This window comes from Streptomyces anthophorae (genome assembly GCF_049310305.1).
GTDB lineage: Bacteria > Actinomycetota > Actinomycetes > Streptomycetales > Streptomycetaceae > Streptomyces.
In genome coordinates this window covers 8,525,919-8,546,305 of sequence record NZ_JBLWQQ010000001.1, presented here as the reverse complement: position 1 = coordinate 8,546,305, position 20,387 = coordinate 8,525,919, and the positions used below count along the sequence as shown (strand labels likewise).

At 71.7% G+C, this 20,387-nt stretch carries 12 protein-coding genes; 2 read left to right on the top strand and 10 right to left on the bottom strand.

Annotated elements, in window-relative coordinates; genetic code table 11:
- Window positions 1-186: 186 nt before the first annotated feature.
- The 5 genes from ACNYS0_RS38890 to ACNYS0_RS38870 all read right to left on the bottom strand — a co-directional run bounded on the left by ACNYS0_RS38890 (window position 187) and on the right by ACNYS0_RS38870 (window position 9,690).
- Window positions 187-1,551: a wax ester/triacylglycerol synthase family O-acyltransferase gene (locus ACNYS0_RS38890; RefSeq protein WP_422482885.1), complete on the bottom strand. Its 1,365-nt coding sequence runs from the start codon at window positions 1,549-1,551 to the stop codon at window positions 187-189.
- Between the two features lie 176 nt (window positions 1,552-1,727).
- Window positions 1,728-4,076, bottom strand: a complete 2,349-nt coding sequence (locus ACNYS0_RS38885) for a GH92 family glycosyl hydrolase (protein ID WP_422480934.1) — start codon at window positions 4,074-4,076, stop codon at window positions 1,728-1,730.
- 62 nt (window positions 4,077-4,138) lie between these two features.
- A complete protein-coding gene (locus ACNYS0_RS38880; RefSeq protein ID WP_422480932.1) occupies window positions 4,139-6,541 on the bottom strand; it encodes a beta-L-arabinofuranosidase domain-containing protein in 2,403 nt (800 codons plus the stop codon).
- Between the two features lie 63 nt (window positions 6,542-6,604).
- A complete protein-coding gene (locus tag ACNYS0_RS38875; RefSeq protein WP_422480930.1) occupies window positions 6,605-9,391 on the bottom strand; it encodes a PA14 domain-containing protein in 2,787 nt (928 codons plus the stop codon).
- 137 nt (window positions 9,392-9,528) lie between these two features.
- On the bottom strand, window positions 9,529-9,690 hold the full coding sequence (locus tag ACNYS0_RS38870) for a hypothetical protein (RefSeq protein WP_422480928.1): 162 nt from the start codon (window positions 9,688-9,690) through the stop codon (window positions 9,529-9,531).
- Between the two features lie 117 nt (window positions 9,691-9,807).
- Between ACNYS0_RS38870 and ACNYS0_RS38865 the strand changes: the two genes are divergently transcribed.
- A complete protein-coding gene (locus ACNYS0_RS38865; protein ID WP_422480926.1) occupies window positions 9,808-10,788 on the top strand; it encodes an ATP-binding cassette domain-containing protein in 981 nt (326 codons plus the stop codon).
- Complete coding sequence (locus ACNYS0_RS38860; protein WP_422480924.1) at window positions 10,785-11,582, top strand: ABC transporter permease; 798 nt, start codon at window positions 10,785-10,787, stop codon at window positions 11,580-11,582. Before ACNYS0_RS38865 ends, ACNYS0_RS38860 begins: the two co-directional genes overlap by 4 nt.
- A 41-nt stretch (window positions 11,583-11,623) precedes the next feature.
- Here the strand turns inward: ACNYS0_RS38860 and ACNYS0_RS38855 are convergent, their stop codons facing one another.
- The 5 genes from ACNYS0_RS38855 to ACNYS0_RS38835 form a co-directional block, all read right to left on the bottom strand.
- On the bottom strand, window positions 11,624-14,731 hold the full coding sequence (locus ACNYS0_RS38855) for an ATP-binding protein (RefSeq protein WP_422480922.1): 3,108 nt from the start codon (window positions 14,729-14,731) through the stop codon (window positions 11,624-11,626).
- A 34-nt stretch (window positions 14,732-14,765) separates the two neighbouring features.
- Complete coding sequence (locus ACNYS0_RS38850) at window positions 14,766-16,217, bottom strand: MFS transporter (RefSeq protein WP_422480920.1); 1,452 nt, start codon at window positions 16,215-16,217, stop codon at window positions 14,766-14,768.
- Entirely contained in the window at window positions 16,214-17,434 is a 1,221-nt protein-coding gene (locus ACNYS0_RS38845; RefSeq protein WP_422480918.1) for a M20 metallopeptidase family protein, read from the bottom strand. The genes ACNYS0_RS38850 and ACNYS0_RS38845 overlap by 4 nt, the downstream gene beginning before the upstream one ends.
- A gap of 66 nt (window positions 17,435-17,500) precedes the next feature.
- Window positions 17,501-18,700 (bottom strand): acyl-CoA dehydrogenase family protein, encoded by a 1,200-nt coding sequence (locus ACNYS0_RS38840; RefSeq protein WP_422480916.1) that lies wholly within the window; start codon window positions 18,698-18,700, stop codon window positions 17,501-17,503.
- An 18-nt stretch (window positions 18,701-18,718) separates the two neighbouring features.
- On the bottom strand, window positions 18,719-20,269 hold the full coding sequence (locus ACNYS0_RS38835) for an acyl-CoA synthetase (protein ID WP_422480914.1): 1,551 nt from the start codon (window positions 20,267-20,269) through the stop codon (window positions 18,719-18,721).
- Window positions 20,270-20,387: the final 118 nt, after the last annotated feature.

The window sequence follows — 20,387 nt, the reverse complement described above, 5'->3', positions numbered from 1 at the left end:
TTCCTCGTGTCGCTCGTGCCGCGAGGAATCCTTGAGGGCCGCGCGGCTGCCAAAAGGCGGCACCTTACAGGTCACTCGGTTGATCCCGCCAGATCCGGAGGATACTGGCGGGATCGGGACCGGCCAAATGACGGGCGTCACTCCGCCCTGGACGGATGCCTCACACCCGCGCCTCGCACATGCGTGTCACACACCCGTCTCGCAGACGGCGACCAGCTCGGCGACCTCCTCCCGTACGGCCCGTGCCAGCACGTCGAGGTCCGGCACGGCGGCCGCGTCGGCGACGAGCCCGTAGTGGACCCGACCGCGGTACGTCGACACGGCGACGGCGAGGGACTGGCCCTGGGCCAGCGGCGCCAGCGGGAAGACCTCGGTGAGCGGGCAGCCGCCCAGTTTCAGGCCGAGGCTGGGCAGCGGGACGCTGGTGACGAGCAGGTCGAACAGGAGGCGTGCGTTCTGGCCGACGAGGCCGCCGCCGAGGCGGAGGCCGAGCGGCGGCACATGGTCGGCGAGCAGGGCGACGGCGCCCGCGCCGCGCGAGGGCCCGGCGTCCTTGTGCCGGTCCATGGAGGCGCGGACGGCGCGCAGCCGCTCCACCGGGTCGGGCTCGGCGACGGGGAGGCGGACCAGGTAGCCGGAGAGCCGGTTGCCCTGCGGGTTCGCGGTGCGGGGCCTGCGGCGGGAGACCGGGACGAGGGCGCGGGGCTCGACGCCTTCGCTGCCGTCGCCGCGCTCGTCGAGCCAGCGGCGCACGGCCCCCGCGACCACGGCGATCAGCACATCGTTCACCGTGCCGCCGACCGTCTTGCGGATGCGGTGCACGTCGTCGAGGTCGAGCACGATCCCGGCGGTGCGCCGGGTGCCGCTGGCCTTCGAGGTGAGCGCGGGCGAGGTGCGCACGCCCCAGGTGGCGCGGGCGACGGAGGCGCCGATGGACACGGCCTGCGTGGCGGTGGCCGCCAGCGTGCGCACGTGGTCGGCGTAGCGGCGCGGGTCGAGGTCACCGAGCGTGATCTCGCGCATGCCGGGGACCGGCAGGCGCAGTCCGCGGCGCGGGGCGGGCGCCTCCTTCGGGGCGCGTCCGGTGGGCAGGTCCATGGGGTCCATGACGCCGGCGGCGAGGGTCAGGGCGCGCAGGCCGTCGGCCAGGGCGTGGTGGAACTTGAAGAGCACGGCGAACGACGCGCCGTCGGCGGCGGGCAGGACGTGCGCCTCCCACGGCGGGCGGCCGCGGTCGAGCGGGTGTTCCATGAGCGCGCCGGCGGCGGCGTGGAAGTCCTCCACGGGACCGGTCAGCCACACGTGGTCGAGCGGGTCGAAGTCGGCGGCGGGCACGCGGGCCGCGCCACCGACCGGCACGAGCACCCCGGCGATCCGCATGCGCAGGCCCGGCACCCCCGCGGCGCGGGCGGCGAGCAGCTCGAAGGCGTGCTGGGCGGCGCCGGGTCCTTCGGCCTCGAAGACGCCCAGTGCCCCCAGGTGCATGGGGTGTTCGGCGGTCTCGATGTTCCAGAAGGTCAGGTCGAGTGGAGCGAGCAAGTCCGAACTCAGAGAGGTCATGGAGGGCTCTCGCGTCGACAACGGGAGAGGGCAGTCAACCTCTCCCAGTCGATTACGGTCAAGTACGATCACGCCACTCTGCGTTAACAACTGATGAAGACCCGCCCCTCTGGGAGGGGCGGGCCTCATGTGACGCAGTGGACCACTCAAGTGACGTGTCTTTTACGTCACTTGAGAGCGGGCGGCGCCGCGTCGGCACCGGTCCCCCACACCGAGGGCTCGCCGCCGACGGTGAAGGACAGGTTCCGCAGGCCCCGCAGATCCTCCGTGGTCAGATACGTCTTGTCGTACGCGGCGCCGTCCGTCCGCGCCGACTGGATGTAGCGGTTGTCCTCCGAGGTGCCGGGCGCCCGCACGGTCAGCGCGCCCTTCGGGTAGTAGCGCCGGTCGAGCGTGACGTCGACCCGCTCGAAGACGGGCGTCGACAGGCTCCACGTGTCGGTTCCGGGCTGCACCGGGAAGATCCCGATCGACGACAGGACGTTCCAGGCCGACATCGTGCCCAGGTCGTCATTGCCGGTCATGCCGGTCGGGGTGTCGGTGAACAGGGTCAGCGCGGCGTGCACCACGTCGGTGGTCTTCCACGGCTGGCCGGTGGAGAGATACGTGTACGGCGCGATCAGGTCGGGCTCGTTCTGCGGGTTGTACTTGTCGGCGTTGTAGTAGTCGTACGGCCCGTTGACCCACACCTCGCGGGCGGTCTTCGCCGGGTCCTTGACCAGCTCGTCGTAGGCGAAGAACGAGTCGAGCCGCTTGTTGGCGGCGTCCTTTCCGCCGATCAGGCCGACCATGCCGGGCAGGTCCTGCGGCACGAGCCACTGGTACTGCCAGGACGTCCCCTCGTGGAAGCCCTCGCTCTTGGCCGGGTCGGCGGGCCCGGTGAAGGCACCGGACGCGTCGCGCGCACGGAAGAATCCGGTCGAGTCGTCGAAGATCTTCCGGTAGTTCTGCGCCCGCTCGGCGTACCGCTTCGCGTCGTCCTTGTGGCCCAGCTCCTTCGCCATCTGGCCGAGCATGGCGTCGGACAGGGCGTACTCCAGGGTGGCCGAGGCCCCGTGGTCGTAATCGGAGTCGCCGGGCTTCACGTGTGCGCGGTCCTTGATGTACGGCGCGAAACCGTCGGCGAGGTACTCCTTGTTGGCCTCGCGGCCCACGGGGGCGGAGTCGGCCGGCGGCACGCCGTCGGCGTTCTTCTTCAGCGCCCGGTAGGCGTCCTCCTCGTGCCCCTTGAGCAGGCCCTGCTGATAGGCGTTGGTGAGGAACGGGGTGACCGGGTCGCCGGTCATGATGTTCGTCTCGACCGTGCCGTAGCCCCACTTGGGCAGCCAGCCGCTGTCCTTGTCGATCCGGATCACCGACAGGGCCATGTCCCGCGACTCGCGCGGGGCGAGCAGGGACAGAAGCTGCGCCTGGGTGCGGTACGTGTCCCAGAGCGACCAGTTCTGGTAGTACGTGAACCCGTCGGCGCGGTGGATCTTCTGGTCCCAGCCGGTGTAGCGGCCGTCCACGTCGCTGCCGATGTTCGGCGCGAGGAACGAGCGGTACAGCGAGGAGTAGAAGGTGCGGCGCAGCGTCTCGCTGCCGCCCTGCGCCTTCACGTCGTCGAGCCGGTCCTCCCACGCGGACCGCGCCGCGCCGCGCACCGAGTCGAAGGAACGGCCGCCCTCCTTGGCGAGGTTGAGCGCGGCGCCGTGCGCGTCGACGTAGGAGATCGCGGTGGTCGCCTCGACGGTGCGGTCCTTGCCGGTGTCGAAGCGGACGTACGCGCCGTTGCGCTCGGCGTCCGCGGCCGAGGCCTTGGAGCCCGCGGTGACGGTGTCGCCCTTCCAGGTGCCCGAACTGGTGAAGGGCCGGTCGAACCTGGTGATCGTGTAGAGCGTGTACTGCTTGGTGTCCTGGCAGAAGCCGCTGCCGGTGATGGCGGTGCGCACGGTCCTGCTGTCGAGGATGTCGACCTTGGTGTGCACGGTCTTGTGCAGCGACTGGCCGGCGTTGATCATCACGTTGGCCTTGCCGGTGGCCGGGAACGTGTACTTCTGCACGCCGGTCCGCTTGGTGGCGCTCAGCTCGGCGTCGACCCCGGACTTCAGGCCCACCTTGTAGTAGCCGGGCGAGGCCTGCTCGTCGTCGTGGCTGAACTCGGCCGCGTACTTCGCGTAGTCCGTGCTCCCGATGTCGCCCACGGTCGGCAGCACCGGCAGATCGCCGCCCAACCCGCAGCCCACACCGGACAGATGGACGGCGGAGAACCCGCGGATGTGGTTCTCCGAGTAGTCGTAGCCGGTGTTGTGCCCGGTGTCGGGCGAGAGCTGCACCATCCCGAAGGGCACGGCGGCGCCCGGATAGGTGTTGCCCTCGTTCTCGGTGCCGATGAACGGGTTGACCAGATCGGTCAGTTGGCCGCCCGCGGGCGGGGCGGAGGCCGCGGCGGGCGCCGCGAGTCCGGCACCGAGCAGCGCGACTGCCCCGGCGAGCACCCCCAGCGTGCGGTGGACGGGTCTTCTGCGCCTTCTCATCATGCACCCCTCGACAACGTTGTCAGCATGGCTGGTCATTCTTCGCGCGCCCCAACGGCCCGTCAAGACTCAAGGCGCCACAGATGATCCTCCGTCCCGTTGTCGGAGAACTGGACGACCTGCGCGCTGTCGGCGGTGGACATGCCGTCGACGCCGAGCACCTTGCCGCTGTGCCGGTTGCGCAGCAGGAACCAGCCGTCGCCCTGGTCCTCCCGCTCCCACATGAGGTCCTCCCGGCTGCTGCCGTCGTCCTCGTACTGCACGACCACGGCGCTGTCGGCCGTCGAACTCCCCTTCACCGCGAGGTACTTGCCGCTCTGTCCGTTGCGGATGCGCAGCCCACCGCCGCCGGCCGCGAGGAGCTGCCACGCGTGGTCGCCGGTGCCGGAGTTGCGGAACTGTACGACCCGCGCATCGTTGTCGGTGGACATGCCGTCCACCGCGAGGACCTTTCCGCTGTGCCGGTTCAGCACACGGTGATGGCGCGGTTCCGGTGTCCACGGCCTGCCGTTCGGGGTCGCCGTCGGGAATGCGGTGATCCGCAGCCGGGCAGCCCCCATCGGCACCAGGGTCACGTCCTCCGCCGCCGCGCGGCTGCGCGCGGGGCTCGGCTGGAGAGGTGCGACGACGCCCTCCTCGTCGGAGATCCACTCGGGGACGCGGCGGGCCCGCGCCGTGAGCGTGAGCGGTGTGCCGTCGAGGGTGAAGGGATTGTCCGCGAGCGGCCCTTCCCTGTGGTGTGCGGTGATCGAACCGCCGGGGACCAGGCCGTAGTTCCACGGGGTGGTGGCGTGCACCTCGTACTCGGGGAAGGTGTCGTCGCCGCCCGTGCGCACATACCGCTCACCGATCCTCAGCGAGTACGTGAGCGGGCCGCGGTCGACGCTGACGCTGTCGTGGTTGCCGCTCCAAGTGCGCAGCGCCGTCCTGTGCGGCAGGCGCAGGCGCACCTCGTCGCCGTCCCGCCAGGTGCGGCGGACCTCCGCGAACGAGGGCCCCTTCGCGGCCTTCACCGCACGCCCGTTGACCGTCAGGCGCGGCGCCTCGCACCACCCCGGAATGCGCAACCGCAACGGGAACTCCACCGCCCGTTCCACGCCGATCCGCAGGGTCACCGTCTCGTCGAACGGGTAGTCCGTCTCCTCCCGCACCGTGGCCTCGACCCCGTCGCCCACCTCGGTGCGCACCTCGCACGGCGCGTACATCGCGGCCACGAGCCCGCCGCCGGGGGCCGCGAGCCACAGCTCCTCGGTGAAGTAGGGCCAGCCCATGCCGTAGTTGTGCGGGCAGCACCGGTACTGGTCGACTCCTGGCTGATAGGACTGCATGGCGAAGCCGTTCTGGAACTGCCCGTTGGTCTTGCGGGTGTTGTCGAGATCGATGCCGTTGGCGCTGGTGATGTAGTGGATGCCCTTGCCGGTCGGGTCCAGGGCGGCCGGGAGCATGTTGAAGGCGAGGTCCTCGCAGCGGTCCGCCCACACGGGATCGCCGGTGATCCGGGTCAGCAGCTCGTGGCTGGCCATGAACTCGACGATGCCGCAGGTCTCGAAGCCCTGGCGGGGGTCGCCGAAGCCGGGCCTGGCGTTCTCGTCCCCCGCCATGCCACCACCGGGGAACTGGCCGTACTCCGCGAGCACGTGCTCGTAGGTGCGGTAGGTGGCGCGGCGCAGTTCCTCCTCCCCTTCGGTGGCCCACTGGGCGTACTGGGCGGGTTCACGGAAGCCCTGGGCGATGTTGACGTTGTGCGGGGTGGGGAGCTCGCCCGTCCAGTCGGCGCCGTAGCGGTGCATCTTGTCGACGAGGCCGAGGAGGTGGGCATCACCGGTGCGCTCGTACAGCCAGCGCGCGGTGTCGATGCCGTCGCCCCAGCGCACGGAGACCCAACTGCTGTCGAAGGCGCCCTTGCCCTGGGCCGCCATGTAGGTCATGAACCGTGCCAGGAATGGCACGATGCGCTCGTCGTGCGTGTACTCCTGCCACGTGCGCAGCGCCATGAGCAGGGGCAGGAACGGCCAGAAGTCCGGGCCGCCGTTGAGCGAGGTCCGCAGGGAGCGCGGGCCGAAGAATCCGTCGGACTGCTGGGTGGCGAGGATGGGCTCGATCCAGCGCCGGCACGTGGCGAGCGCGTCGGCGTCGCGCGTGGCGATCGCGAGGGGCACGAACCCCCGCAGCCAGTACGGGACTTCCTCCCAGCCGCCGAGTTCCGGGTGGATCCAGCCGCAGGTGTCCATGTCCAGGAAGTGCGACCGCTTCTCGTACTGCCCGCACAACCCGGCCAGTTCAAGACGCAGTTGGCCGGCGAGCCAGCCGTCGGCGGTGACACTGCCGACCGGCAGGCGCGTGAACGCGTCGGCCGACGGCCCTGTCGCGTCCGCGCGGGCCGTCGCTGTCGTCGCACCGCCCCACGCGGTGGCCGCACAGGCCACCGTCGCCGCCTGTAGCACGCCGCGTCGCGTCACGGTCATGAGCTGCCTCCTACGAGAAAGGGGCGGGCCCACAGGTACGGGCCCGCCCCGGGGGCGTACGGGTCAGGAGCAGTTCGCCACGGTGTCCTGCGAGGCGTCGCGGATCAGCGCCCGCTGGGCGTCGGAGACCCGCTTCACGTCGGGCTTGACGACGCGGCGGTCGTAGGTGAGCAGGCCGTTCAGCTCGCCCTCGACGTCGGAGATCTGCGTGTAGACCGCGCCGTTGCCGCCCTTGCAGGCCAGCTTGTGCACCTCGTCCAGCTTCTTGAGGTAGTCGTCCGTGTACGTCGCCGGGTCCACGTCGACGTAGGACTGCTGGACCGACCAGGCATGCCCTGGCACCGCGAGGCCGAGGCCGCCGTACTCGCCCGCGACCAGGGCACGTTCGCCGTCGGGCTTCGGCGGCAGGGCGGGGCTCGGGTAGCCGTGTTCGTCCATGATGTCGCCGGCGCCGCCGTCACGTCCGAGGTTGAGCCCCGACTGGCCGTTGATCAGCCGCGTCGGGTCCCAGGACTTCGCCTGCTCGGCGATGCGGCCCTCGTCGTACTGGCCCCAGCCCTCGTTGAAGGTGACCCACATGACGACCGACGGGTGGTTGATGTGCTGGTCGATCATGGTCTTCATCTCGCGCTCGTACTCGGCGCGCGCCTCGGTGGACGGGGTCTTCCCAGCCTCCATCGCCGGCATGTCCTGCCAGACCATGAGGCCGAGCTTGTCGGCCCAGTAGAACCAGCGGTCGGGTTCCACCTTGATGTGCTTGCGGACCGAGTTGAAGCCCATCTTCTTGTGCATCTTCAGGTCGTACGCGAGCGCCTCGTCGCTGGGTGCGGTGTGCAGGCCGTCGGGCCAGAACCCCTGGTCGAGGGTGGCCATCAGGAACGTCGGCTTGCCGTTGAGCAGGGTGCGCGGGGTGCCGTTCACCTTCTCGACGGAGATCGAGCGCATCCCGAAGTAGCTGCCGACCTTGTCGCTTCCGACGCTCACCTTGAGGTCGTAGAGGAACGGGTCGTCGGGCGACCACAGGTGCGGCTTGGCGATCTTCAGGGTGACCGGTCCGCCGGAGGTGCCGGTGGCGGTGGCGACCTTCTTGCCGTCCGCGTACGCCGTCGCCGTGACGGGAACGCCGTCACGAACTCCCGTGGCGGACACGGCCACTTCGCCCGTCTTCACGTTCGGCGTCACCTTGAGGTCGGCGGCGTGGTCGGCGGCGACCGGCTCCATCCACACGGTCTGCCAGATGCCCGAGGACGGGGTGTACCAGATGCCGCTGGGGTCCAGGCGCTGCTTGCCCATGGGCGGGTTCTCGGCGTTGTCGGCGTCGGTCGGGTCGTAGACGCCGACGATCAGCTCCTGGGTGCGGCCCGGCTTGAGGGCGTCGGTGACGTCGGCGCTGAACTTGTCGTAGCCGCCCTTGTGATCGGCGACCTTCTTGCCGTTGACGTAGATCTCCGACTTCCAGTCCACGGCGCCGAAGTTGAGCCGCAGCCGCTGCTTGTCGCCGACCTTCCAGTCGGCGGGCACGGTGAAGGTGCGCCGGTACCACATGCGGTCCTCGTGGCGCTCGATGCCGGAGAGCTGGGACTCGACCGGGTAGGGCACGAGGATCTTCTCGCCGAGGTTCTTGCCGACGGGCGGCTGCTCGCCCTCCTTGGCGGCGGCGAACTGCCAACTGCCGTTGAGGTTCTGCCACTTGTCGCGGGTGAGCTGGGGGCGCGGGTACTCGCGGTGGGCGTTGGCCGGGGTGACGTCGTCGCCCCACTTGGTGGTCAGCTCGTGCGTCGAGTGGTTCGGGCCGCTCGACCAGAAGGAGCCGACGGCCGTGCCGTCGCCGCCGGTCAGACCGCCCTTGCCGTCGTACGTGACGTCGGCCTGGCCGGGGGCGTCGCCGTCCTTGTTGCCGACGACCGGCTCGTCGAGGCCCACGAGCAGCGCGCGCGGGTCGTCGGGGTCGGCCTCGACCTTGCCGAGCGGCCAGGTGGCGCCGCCGATGACGGCCTTGAGGTGACCGTCGATGTCACCGGGGACGGCGCCCAGCTTCTGCGCGAAGTCCAGCTTCAGGGTGCGGCCGTCGCCGAGCACGGTGGTGCCGATGGCGCCGTCGTACTTCCAGTCGTCGGGCAGCCGGAACGCGGAGGACGGGATGGCCTCCTTCTGCGCGCCGGGTTCGGTCCAGCGCAGGTGGAGGTTGGAGCCGCCGTAGTGCTCGAAGTACTCGACCTTAATGTCGACCGCCTTGCCCGCGGTCAGGTCGACGGGCTGGGAGGTCTGTTCCTTGTCCCAGTCGTCGACCCAGTGGTCGATGACCAGCTTGTTGTCGACCCAGAGCCGGAAGCCGTTGTCACCGATCATTGACAACGTTGTCGGCCCGGACTTCTCCGGCACCAGCTTTCCGGTCCAGCGGACGCTCGCGTCGTCCGCACGCCCGGTCGCCGACGAGAGCCGGGACTCCAGGCTGTTGAAGTCGATCTGCGGGTCGAAGCCGGTGGCCTTGAGCTGGTCGAAGTCGAAGGCGCCCGCGGCGGACTGGGTGTAGTACTCGCCCTTCAGGCCGTGCGGCACGACGGGCTCGTCGTCCGCGCCCGCGGCCGCGCCGGACGGGGCCACGGCGAGCGCGCTGAGGCCCAGGGCCGCGGTGAGGAGCAGGGACAGGTGCCTTGCGTGACGCCTGAGCGTTCGGGGTTCTCCGGGACTTCTGAGGGTTCTGAAACGTCTGGAGCTTCTCGTGCGCACGGATCCTCCTGTGCTGGAACGCGTCGAGGAAGAGTGGCGGCTCGCCGCTCGGGTCTGTGCAACTGCGGTGTATTGCGTTGGACTTCGTTGAACATTGTTGCCTGGAGGGGCAGTTGGCATCACAGCACGGGCAGGCGCTTCCGGCAAGACTGCGGGAGCAAGGTGGCGGGTGCCGATTCAGGCCACCCGTCAGCACGTAGGGCCCACCGGGACGATCGCCCGGTGGGCCCTACGGAGACGGTGGAACGGGGGGCGGCTCAGCCCCACTGCTGCTGGGCGGCCCTCGCAGCGTCGTCCTGCGCCTGGTGCTGGGCCGCCTTCGCCTCTTCCTCCTGCCGACGGCGGCGGCGAAGCTCGTCGGCCTTCTTCGCCTTCCGGCGGAGGGCGGCCGCTTCGTCGTCACGGGAATCGCTGGGCATGGCGGCTCCTTCACCGTTGTCCTTGCGTCTCAGCATGCCCAGGCCCGTTCATGAGCACCAGACCGCTGAAACCGGGCTGAAGCCATGCTGAGTGCGGCGTGCCGCAGCATCTGCGGCATGACCACCACGACACCCACCTCCCCACCACCGCTCGCCATTGAAGCGCGCGGCCTGAGGAAGGCCTTCGGCGGCAAGACCGTTCTCGACGGGATCGATCTCGCGGTGCCCGCCGGTTCCGTGTTCTCGTTGCTCGGGCCGAACGGTGCGGGGAAGACCACCGCCGTCCGGATCCTTTCCACGCTCGTCACCGCCGACGCGGGCGAGCTGTCCGTCGGCGGGCACGATCTGGCCGCCGACCCGCAGGCCGTGCGCGCGGCGATCGGTGTGACCGGGCAGTTCTCGGCCGTCGACGGGCTGATCACCGGCGAGGAGAACATGCACCTCATGGCGGATCTGCACCATCTGCCCCGGCGCGAGGGCCGTCGGGCGGCCGCCGCGCTCCTCGACCGCTTCGAGCTCACCGAGGCCGCGAAGAAGCCCGCGTCGACGTACTCCGGCGGCATGACGCGCCGCCTCGACATCGCCATGACGCTGGTCGGCTCCCCGCGGATCCTCTTCCTCGACGAGCCGACGACCGGGCTGGACCCGCGCAGCCGCCACACCATGTGGCGCATGATCCGCGAGCTGGTCGCCGACGGGGTCACCGTCTTCCTCACCACGCAGTACCTGGACGAGGCCGATGAACTGGCCGACCGGATCGCCGTGCTGAGCCACGGCCGGATCGCCGCCACCGGCTCCGCCGAGGAGCTGAAGCGGCTGGTGCCGGGCGGCCATGTGCGGTTGCGGTTCACCGATCCGGGCGGCTACCGGGCGGCCGTCGCCGTCCTGCGCGATGTCACCACGGACGACGAGGCGCTGACGGTGCGGATCCCCAGCGACGGCACCCAGCGCGAGCTGCGCTCCGTGCTCGACTGGCTGGACGCGGCGGGCGTCGAGGCGGACGAACTGTCCGTGCACACCCCCGACCTCGACGACGTGTTCTTCGCGCTGACCGGCGACGTCGAGCACACTCCCCGGCCCGAGGGGGCCCTGCGATGAGCGGTACCGCCCTGTCCCTCGCCGTGCGCGACTCGTCCACGATGCTGCGCCGCAACCTCCTGCACGCCCGCCGCTACCCCTCGCTCACCCTGAACATCCTGCTGACACCCATCGTCCTGCTGCTGCTCTTCGTGTACGTCTTCGGCGACGTGATGAGCGCGGGGATCGGCGGCGGCTCCGCCGACCGCGCCGCGTACATCGGCTATCTCGTGCCGGGCATCCTGCTCATGACCATCGGCGCCGTTCCGGCCGGGACGGCGATCTCCGTCACGATGGACATGACGGAGGGGATCATGGCCCGTTTCCGTACGATGGCCATCCACCGCGGGTCCGTCCTGGTCGGGCACGTCGTGGGCAGCGTGTTGCAGGCGGTCGCCGGTGTGCTGGTCGTCGGCGCGGTGGCGGTGGCCATCGGTTTCCGTTCCACGGACGCGACGGTCCTGGAGTGGCTGGCGGCGTTCGGCCTGACGGTGCTGGTGGCCGTGGCGCTGAGCTGGGTGGCCGTCGGTCTCGGCCTGGCCAGTCCGAACGCCGAGGCGGCCGGCAACAACGCGATGCCGCTGATCATCCTCCCGTTCATCTCCAGCGCCTTCGTGCCCATCGACGCGATGCCCGGCTGGTTCCAGCCGGTGGCCGAGTACCAGCCGTTCACACCGCTGATCGAGACGCTGCGCGGACTGCTGCTCGGCTCGGAGATCGGTCACAACGGGTGGCTCGCGGTCGCCTGGTGCCTGGCCCTGACCACGCTCGGGTTCCTCTGGTCGCGGGCGCTGTTCAACCGCGATCCGAAGTAGGGGCAACGCGTCACCGGTCCCCGGCTCAAGGCGTACCCGCCCTACACGGTGGTCGCTCGGGCCGCCTCCCACAGTTCGTCGCGGCCCAGGGCGGCGTACTCGGCCACCGCGGCCGTGTACGCCGCCCGGTCCGCGTGTTCGGCCGCGCGGCGGGCCCGGTCGGGGGCCATCGTGGGCTGGAAGTCGCGGAGCACCCACAGGCGTTCGGCCAGGGCGAGGGCCCGCGCGGACGTGCGGGCGCGGTCCGTGAGGCCGGCCGCGCCGAGCGCGTGCAGCACGGTGCCGAGGACCGGGAGGCCGACGAGGGCGGCGGCCGGCCCGGCGAACACCTCGCGCAGCCGGTCGACCGTGTCGGCGACCGGTGCGAGGCGGCCCGCGTACGCGTGCGCCGTCACCGCCGTCGCCTGGATCTGGAGGGCCCACGGGTCGTGCCAGAGCTCGCCGTCGTACTGTGCGCCGGCGACGGGCAGCCGGTCCACGGCGCGGCGCCACAGGTCGAGCCCGCTCGCGGTGTCGCCGCGGGCGAGCGCGATCTCGGCGCGTACTCCCAGGTCGGGGCTGTAGAAGGGGTCCTTCTGCGCGGTACCGTCGGCCTCCGCGCGGCGCTGCCAGGCCTCGGCCTCGTCCGGGTCCCCGCGTTGCAGGCAGGCGAGCGCGAAGCCCCAGCGGATGCCGACGTAGTCGTTCTCGTCGCCGAACCGGGGCAGTGCCTCGCGGGCCGCCCCGAGATGCCGGTAGGCGGCGTCGCCGTCCCCCGTCGTCAGGCACAGCTGGCTCAGACGTGAGCGGCCCATGACCTCCAGGGGCGGGCTGTCGACCGGCCCGAGGACCTCGACGGCCCGCCGGGCAGAGGCGAGCGTGCGGTCGATGTCGTGCTCGTACTCCCAGACGTACGTGGCGACGCTCTCGGCGACCGAGGCGACCAACGGGTACTCGCTGGCGCAGAGTTCGCGCAGGACGCCGTAGTGGGGAGGCAGCATCTCGGGTACGGCGACCAGCACCACCGCGATGGCGCGCAGCAGCGTGTCCGGTGGGGCCGGGGGCAGTCGGCGCAGGGTGACGAGATGGCGCAGGACGCGCGGAGCGTGGTCCACCATGAGGCTCGCCGCGCACAACACGGCCGCGGCGCGGGCCACTTCGACGTACTCGGGTTCGGGACGGTAGTGCGAGAGCGGGCCGCCGGTGTCGGCAGCGAGGGCGGACAGGCGGGCGAAGTCGGAGTCGGTGGACCACAGGGCGGCGAGCACGGCGGTGACGGCGGCGGTGGTGGCTGCCTCCCCGCGGGCCAGGGCGTACCGGAGGGCGGGCACGAGGTTGTCCTGCTCGGCCTTGATCAGGTCCCGGGTGTCCGGGGAGTGCGGACCGAGGAGGGTGTCGTGATGGGCGACGCCGAACTCTCTTGCCCAGGCGCAGAGTTGGCCGACGGACCGTTCCTCCTCGCCGGATTCCGTGCGCCGGGCCGCGCTGAACTCCCGTACGGTCTCCAGCATCCGGAACCGGACCCCTGACGCCGTGTCGGCGACGGTCAACAGCGACTGTTCGACGAGCTGTTCCAGCACATCCGGCGCGGTGTCGCCGATGACCCGTTCCGCCGCGTCGGCGGTGAACCCGCCGGGGAAGACGGACAGCGTGCGCATGGCGGCGCGGGCCTCGTCGGCGAGCAGGTTCCAGCTCCATTCGACGACGGCGTGCAGGGTGCGGTGGCGTTCGGGCACGTCGCGGACGCCGCCGCGCAGCAGGGCGAAGCGGTCGGCGAGACGGCGCGCGATCTCGGGCACGGACAGGGATCGCACGCGCGCGGCGGCCAGTTCCACGGCGAGCGGCAGCCCGTCGAGGTGTCCGCACAGTTCGGCGACCGCGGCCGGGGGCAGGTCGGCGCCGGGCCTTGCGGCCCTGGCCCGTTGGGCGAACAGCTGGGCGGAGGTGTCGGGGCCCAGTGCGGGCAGCGCGTACACGGCCTCGGAGGTCAACCCCAACGGCGACCTGCTGGTGGCGAGCACGCGCAGGTCGCGGGCGCGGGACAGCAGCGCCTGGACGAGGTCGGCGACGCCCGCGACGACGTGCTCGCAGTTGTCGAGGACCAGCAGCGCGGGTCCGGCGCCGAGGGCCCCGACGATGCCGGACACCGGGTCGCCCGGAGCGTGCCCGCCGACGGCCCCGTGGCGCCCCTCCCCCACGCCCAGCGCGGAGGCGACCGCCGCGGCGATGTCCGCGTCCGCGGGGAGGCCGGCCAACGGCACGGCGTGCACGATCCGTTGGTCCGCCCGGCGGGTCACCGCGTACGCGAGCCGGGTCTTGCCGAGTCCGCCGGGGCCGACGACGGTGACGGCCCGCGCGTCGCCCAGCAGCCGCTCCACCGCGGCGATGTCCTGGTCGCGGCCGATGAGTCGGTTCGGTTCGTGGGGGACGCCGTGCCGCACGACGGCTGGTTCGTCGCGCAGCAACTCGTCGTGGACGGTGCGGAGGCGACTGCCCGGTTCGGCGCCCAGCTCCTCCCGGATCGCGCGGCGGTACGTCTCGTAGCGGGCCAGCGCCGTGGGTGGTCCGGCCGTGGCCGCCTCGGCGCGCAGCAGTTCGGCGAGGACCTCCTCGTCGCGCGGCTGCCGTGCGAGGGTCCGCTCCAGTGGTCCCGTCGCCTGCGCGTACCGGCCGAGCCGGGCGAGTGCGAGGGCCCGTGCGCGGGCGAGGTCCCGGTGGACCGGGGCGCGTTCGGCGCGCAGCGCGGCCACGGGGTCGTCCGTGCCGCCGTCGTCCTCCGGTTCGCCCTCCCACAGGGCGAGCCCGGCCTCGGCCGCGGCCAGCGCGCCGGCGTGGTCCCCTGCCCCGGCCCGCTGTGCGCACACGGCGGCGTTCCGCAGCAGCGCGGAGCTGTCGACCTGGTCCTCGGTGAGGGCGAGCCGGTAGCCGGTCGGTGTGCTCGTGATGAGGTCGGCGCCGAGCTGGGCGCGCGCCCGTGCGACGAGGACCTGTACCGCCTTGCCGGGGCGCTGCGGCAGGTCCTCGGGCCACAGCCCCGCGACGAGCCGTTCCGTGCTGCACCCGGTGCGCGGCTCGCTCGCGAGGAGGGCGAGCAGGCCGCGCAGCCGGGGCGCGGTGACCTCCTGCCCGCGATGGGCGACGCGGGGCAGCAGGGTCAGGTCGGTGCTCATCCGTGCAGGTTAGCCAAGGGCACGGGTGCGGGCCTCAGGCGGACGGGTGCGGTGCCGAGGCGAGCGGGGCGGCGGGCTCCGTGGGAGTGGCGCGGGGCGGGCGCGCCAGGAGTTGGACGCCGACCGCCGCCAGGCAGGCCACCGCGGCGCAGGTCCAGATCGTCACGTACGCCGACAGGGTCGGGGTGGTCGTCGAGCCGATCACGAGGGCGCCGAGGACGACACCGAACACGGCTCCGCCGACGCTGCCGCCGAGTGTCTTGAAGTTGTTGTAGACGGCGGTGGCGCTCGCCGTGCGGTCGGCCGCGCTGCTCTCCACGATCACGGTGGGCAGCCCGCCGAGCGCGAGGCCGACGCCGAAGCCCACCAGGGCGTTGGCGACGGTGAACGGCACCAGACCCGTGTGCAGCGCGATCAGCCCGCCGTATCCGCAGGTCAACAGGGTGAAGGCGAGCAGCAGGAGGCGGCGGTAGCCGATCCGTCCCGCGAGGTTCGCGCACAGCGAGGAGCCGACGAAGGCCATGACGTGCGGGATGATCCCGCACAGGCTGATCTGCCAGGCCGCGAGGCCGAACCCGTAGCCCGTCTCCTTGGGCGCCGTCGCCATGAAGCTGACGGCGACGGTCTGGCCGCCCAGCAGGACGGCGCCGAGCACGAACCCGGAGGCGTAGTACGGGGCGCTCGCGCGGCGGCCGAGGGCGCGCACGTCCACCAGGGCGTCGGGGTTGCGGAGTTGGAGGCGGGCCCAGACGTACAGCAGGGACACGGCCACGGCGAGACCGCCCAGCGTGGGCGCCGACGCCCAGCCCCAGCCGGAGCCCCGGGAGACCGTGCCGAGCAGCAGGACGAGGGCCACGGCCAGCAGGGCCGCCCCCGACCAGTCCATGCGGCCCTTCGCCCGGGTGCGGGACTCGGGGATCGCCATGAACGACAGGGCGACGCACGCGACGGCCAGCCCGGCGAGCGCGAACAGCGTGGGCCGCAGTTCGCCGAGGAGGGCGAGGAGCGGTCCGGCCAGCGCGTGGCCCAGGACGGAGCCGAGGGTGAGCGAGCCGACGAGGAGGCCGACGGCCCGGCGCCCGCCGTCGACGCTGAGCCGGTCGCGCACCAGGCCGATCTCCAGCGGCAGCAGCGCGGCGAGCGGTCCCATCAGGGCGCGGCCGAGCAGCAGTACGCCGAGGTTGGGGGCGCAGGCGACGAGCAGGGTGCCGACGGCGATGGTGGCGAGGGCGATCCTGATCATGCGCCGGTGTCCGTACAGGTCGCCGAGGCGGCCGAGGGCGGGGACGCTGACGGCCGCGGCCAGATACTGCACGGAGGTGATCCACTGGGCCTGTCCCGTGCCGATGCCCTGCCAGTGCTGGAGCTCGGGGACCAGCGGGATGGCGGCGCCCTGGAGGAATCCGCTGATCAGCTCGAAGGCGATGAGCAGGCCGACCACGGCGCGCACCTTGCCGCCCGCGGGCGGTGCGGTCGCCCCGCTCATGCGGCGGCTCCCCGGGTGAGGCGGCCCTCGGCGAGCGCGGCGAGCAGCGCGGCCTGGCGGGGCAGGACGCGGTCGTCGAAGACGGCGCGCGGAGAGTGGTTCCCTGCGGTGCGCGCCGGGTCGGCGCCCTCGGGGGCGGCGCCGACGAGCAGCATCGCGCCGGGGGTGCGCTGGAGGACGAAGGCGAAGTCCTCGGAGCCGTTGGCCGGCTTGGGCGACTCGTGGACCTGCTCGGCGCCGAACAGCTCGCGGGCGGTGTCGAGCGCGAAGGCGGTCTCGTCCGGCGCGTTGACGGTGACCGGGTACTGCACGTCGTACGTCACCTCGGCCTCGACGCCGTGCGCCTCGGCGATGCCGCGCACCAGGCGGGGCAGGCCCTCGATGAGGCGTGCGTGGACGGGCTCGGAGTAGCTGCGCACGGTGGCCTCGAACGTCGCGGTCTCGGGGATGACGTTCTGCTGCGTACCGGCGTGGAAGGTGCCGACGGTGACGACGGCCGGGTCGAAGATGTCGAAGCGGCGGGTCACCCAGGTCTGGATCGCGCCGACGAGCTCGCAGGCCACGGCGATGGGGTCCTTGGCGGCGTACGGGGTGGAGCCGTGGCCGCCCTGTCCGCGGACGGTGACGCTCAGGACGTCGGAGGCGGAGGTGACGGTGCCGGCCCGGCTGGACACCATGCCGCCGGGCAGCCGGTCGGCGGCGACGTGCAGCGCGTACGCCGCGTCGACGGGCTTTCCGGCCGCGTTCAGGAGCCCCTCGTCGAGCACGACGCGGGCGCCGCCGAAGCCCTCCTCGCCGGGCTGGAACATGAACACGACGTCGCCCGCGAGGTGTTCGCGGCGCTCGGCCAGCAGCCGTGCGGCGCCGACGAGTCCGGCGGTGTGCAGGTCGTGGCCGCAGGCGTGCATGGCGCCGGGCAGCTGGGAGGCGTAGTCGACGCCGCTGTTCTCGATGATGGGCAGGGCGTCCATGTCGGCGCGCAGCAGGACGGCGCCGCCGGGCCTGCCGCCGCGCAGGACGGCGGTGACCGAGCTGAGGTCCTTGCCGGTGGTGATCTCCAGGGGCAGTCCGTCGAGGGCGGCGAGGATCTTCTCCTGGGTGCGGGGCAGCTGGAGGCCGAGTTCGGGTTCGCGGTGCAGGGCGCGGCGCAGCGCGACGAGTTCGGGGTGAAGGTCGCGGGCGCGCTCGGTGTACGACGGTGCGGTGACGGACGACATGCGGGACAAACCTCCTGATGGGGTGAGCACAGCGGGACGTGCGGTGGCGCCGTGGTGCCGCGCCTGTCAGCCGGGCATCAGCAGTTGCCGGGCGATCCCGTTCTTCTGGATCTCGGAGGATCCGGTGAGCACGCGGAACATCCGCAGCTTTCGGAAGATGGCCTCGACCTCGGCGCCGCGCACGAGGCCCGCCTTGCCGTGGATCTGCACGGCCTCGTCGGCGATCCGGAAGGCGTTCTCGGCGACGAACAGCTTGCACATGAAGGCCTCGGTGCGCGGTTCCCTGCCCGCGTCGAGGTCGGCGAGCGCGTCGTAGGTCATGCTGCGTGCCGCGTAGTACGAGGTGGCCATGTCGGCGAGCTTGTGCTGGATGGACTGGAGGGCGCCGAGCGGTGCGCCGAAGACCTGCCGGGTGCGGGCGAAGTCGACGGTGAGGGCGAGGGCGCGGCGGGCCTGGCCGAGGACGGTCGGGCAGTGCAGCAGCCGGTTGGTGGTGACGCGGCCGAGCCCGATGCGCAGCCCGTCACCGACCTTGCCGAGCAACTGCCCGGGTTCCACGCGGCAGTTGTCGAGCACGATGTCGCTCTCGATGTGCTCGCCTGACATCGGCGTCTCGCCGGGCAGCACCGTGCAGCCGGGGGAATCGAGGTCGACGAGGAACGCGGAGAACACCGGCTTGGCGTCCTCGGGCGCGCCTGGCTCGGGCGCCATCCGCGCGATGAGGACGGAGAAGTCGGCGAACGGTCCGGCCGACGAGAACACCTTGTGCCCGGTGATCCGCCAGCCGTCGCCCTCGGGCGTGGCGAGGGTACTCATGGCGCGCACGTCGGATCCCGCGTCGGCCTCGGTGAGCGAGAAGCAGCAGGCGCGCTCGCCGCGGATGACCGGTTCCAGGTATGTCTTGATCTGCCGCTCGGTGGCGTACTGGAGGATGGATCCGGCACGCAGCGGGCCGCCCATGTCGCCGAGGACGCTGTGCTGGAGGATCCGCCCGGAGGCGCCGACCTCCTCCTTGAGGGCGGCGAGTTCGGTGTACGTGAGGTCCTGGCCGCCGTGCTCCTTGGGCAGGTGGATGCCGTAGAAGCCGAGTTCGCGGCTGCGCCGCCAGACGGGTTCGAGCTGGGCGCGGGTGTAGCCGCTCTCCGGGGCGAGGCCCAACTCGCGCTCGTAGTCGGCGAGTTCGCCGTCGAGGTACTCGCGCAGTCGGCCCACCAGGCCCTGGAGCCGCGGGTTGTCCTCGTACGTGGGGGTGAGGGTGAAGGTCATGGTGGTGCTCGTCTCCTGTCAGTGGACGCGGCGTTCGGCGCCGGCCCAGTGGCGCGCGCGGACGGCGCGGCGGTCGATCTTCCCGTTGCGGTTGACGGGCAGCGCGTCCACGAACTCCACGGTCCGCGGCTTCTTCACGCGGGCGAGGCGTTCGGCGCAGAAGTCGACGACCTCGTCCTCACTGACCTCGGCACCGGGCCTGCGCACGACGACCGCCTTGACCGCCTCGCCCCACTTCTCGTCGGGGACGCCGACGACGCAGGCCTCCGCGAGGGCGGGGTGGGCGTACAGGACGGCCTCGACCTCGCTGCAATAGACGTTGTAGCCACCGGAGATGATCATGTCTTTCTTGCGGTCGACGATGAACAGGTAGCCGTCCTCGCGCAGATAGCCCAGGTCACCGGTGTGCACCCAGCCGTTCTTGAAGGTCTCGGCGGACAGTTCGGGCTCGTGCCAGTACGCGGTGACGCAGTCGGGGCCGCGGGCGACGACCTCGCCGATGCTCCCGGCGGGCAGCGTGGCGCCCGCCTCGTCCACGACCCGTATCTCGGTGTCGAACACCGGCCGTCCGCAGGACAGCAGCAGGTCGGGGTCGGTGGTGGTGCCCGCGAGGACGTCCTCGCGTGTGAGCACGGTGATGCCGCTGGTCGTCTCGACCTGCCCGTAGCCCTGCATGACGATCGGCCCGAACGCCGCGACGGCCTCGCGCAGCCGCTGCGGCGAGACGGGCGCGCCGCCGACGTGCAGGGACCGCAGGCTGGACAGGTCGGCCGTGGCGGTCTTCGGGTGGGCGAGCAGCATGCCGAGCATGGTCGGTACCAGGAACGTCGCCGTGATGCCCTCGGCCTCCACCGTCCGCAGGAACAACTCGGCGTCCCAGCGCGGCAGGACGACGACGGTGGCGCCGGAGGCGAGGAGCGCGAGCAGCGGCATGCCAGGGGCGTGCGTGATGGGCCCGGCGGCGAGATAGCACTCCGGCGACGAGGGACTGCCGTCCGAACTCATCATCCGCTTGCGCATGTTGGCGAGCCGGTTGCCGTGGGTCTGCACCGCGGCCTTCAGCTTGCCGGTGGACCCGGAGGTGAAGTTGAGGACGGCGGCGTCGTGCTGGTCGACCTCGACGGCGACGGCGTCTTCGGCACCCTCGGCGAGCAACTCCCCGTAACCGAGGGCATCTTGCTCCCCGTAATCAACCAGGAGACAGTCCACGGAAGCGCGCTCCAGGGCGGCACGGGCGACGGCACTGCGCTCACCGTCCACGAACAGCACACGCACATTGGCGTCGTCGAGAATGTGCGCGACCTCGTCGACGGAGAGCCGCGGGCTGATCGGCACCCGCACGAGGCCGCTCTTGGAGAGCGCCATCTCGGTCTCGACGGCCTGCGCGCAGTTGCCCGCGTAGGTGGCGACGGCCTGCCCCGGCGCGAGGCCGCGCCCGATGAGGGCGGAGGCCAGGCGATTGGTGACCCGCTCCAGCTCTCCGTAGGTCAGCCTGCGTTCCCCGCAGATCAGGGCCTCGCGTTCGGGCCAGAAGGTGCTGCTTCGAGTGATGTACGTGCCCAGGTTCAACGGACTGCTCCCACGCTCGTCGGCTCAAATCGCCATGGCGACCAGTTGGAGACAGCGTGTCTACAAACCTTCGGGGTGTCAATGATCGGGTGTACGCTTCCGCAATCGACCGGGGGAC

Excerpts from the sequence above, each read along its gene's own strand:
- ACNYS0_RS38885 (WP_422480934.1), bottom strand. The coding sequence starts at position 4,076 with ATGAGAAGGCGCAGAAGACCCGTCCACCGCACGCTGGGGGTGCTCGCC.
- ACNYS0_RS38880 (WP_422480932.1), bottom strand. The coding sequence starts at position 6,541 with ATGACCGTGACGCGACGCGGCGTGCTACAGGCGGCGACGGTGGCCTGT.
- ACNYS0_RS38875 (WP_422480930.1), bottom strand. The coding sequence starts at position 9,391 with ATGCCAACTGCCCCTCCAGGCAACAATGTTCAACGAAGTCCAACGCAA.
- ACNYS0_RS38870 (WP_422480928.1), bottom strand. The coding sequence starts at position 9,690 with ATGCCCAGCGATTCCCGTGACGACGAAGCGGCCGCCCTCCGCCGGAAG.
- ACNYS0_RS38865 (WP_422480926.1), top strand. The coding sequence starts at position 9,808 with ATGACCACCACGACACCCACCTCCCCACCACCGCTCGCCATTGAAGCG.
- ACNYS0_RS38860 (WP_422480924.1), top strand. The coding sequence starts at position 10,785 with ATGAGCGGTACCGCCCTGTCCCTCGCCGTGCGCGACTCGTCCACGATG.
- ACNYS0_RS38855 (WP_422480922.1), bottom strand. The coding sequence starts at position 14,731 with ATGAGCACCGACCTGACCCTGCTGCCCCGCGTCGCCCATCGCGGGCAG.
- ACNYS0_RS38850 (WP_422480920.1), bottom strand. The coding sequence starts at position 16,217 with ATGAGCGGGGCGACCGCACCGCCCGCGGGCGGCAAGGTGCGCGCCGTG.
- ACNYS0_RS38845 (WP_422480918.1), bottom strand. The coding sequence starts at position 17,434 with ATGTCGTCCGTCACCGCACCGTCGTACACCGAGCGCGCCCGCGACCTT.
- ACNYS0_RS38840 (WP_422480916.1), bottom strand. The coding sequence starts at position 18,700 with ATGACCTTCACCCTCACCCCCACGTACGAGGACAACCCGCGGCTCCAG.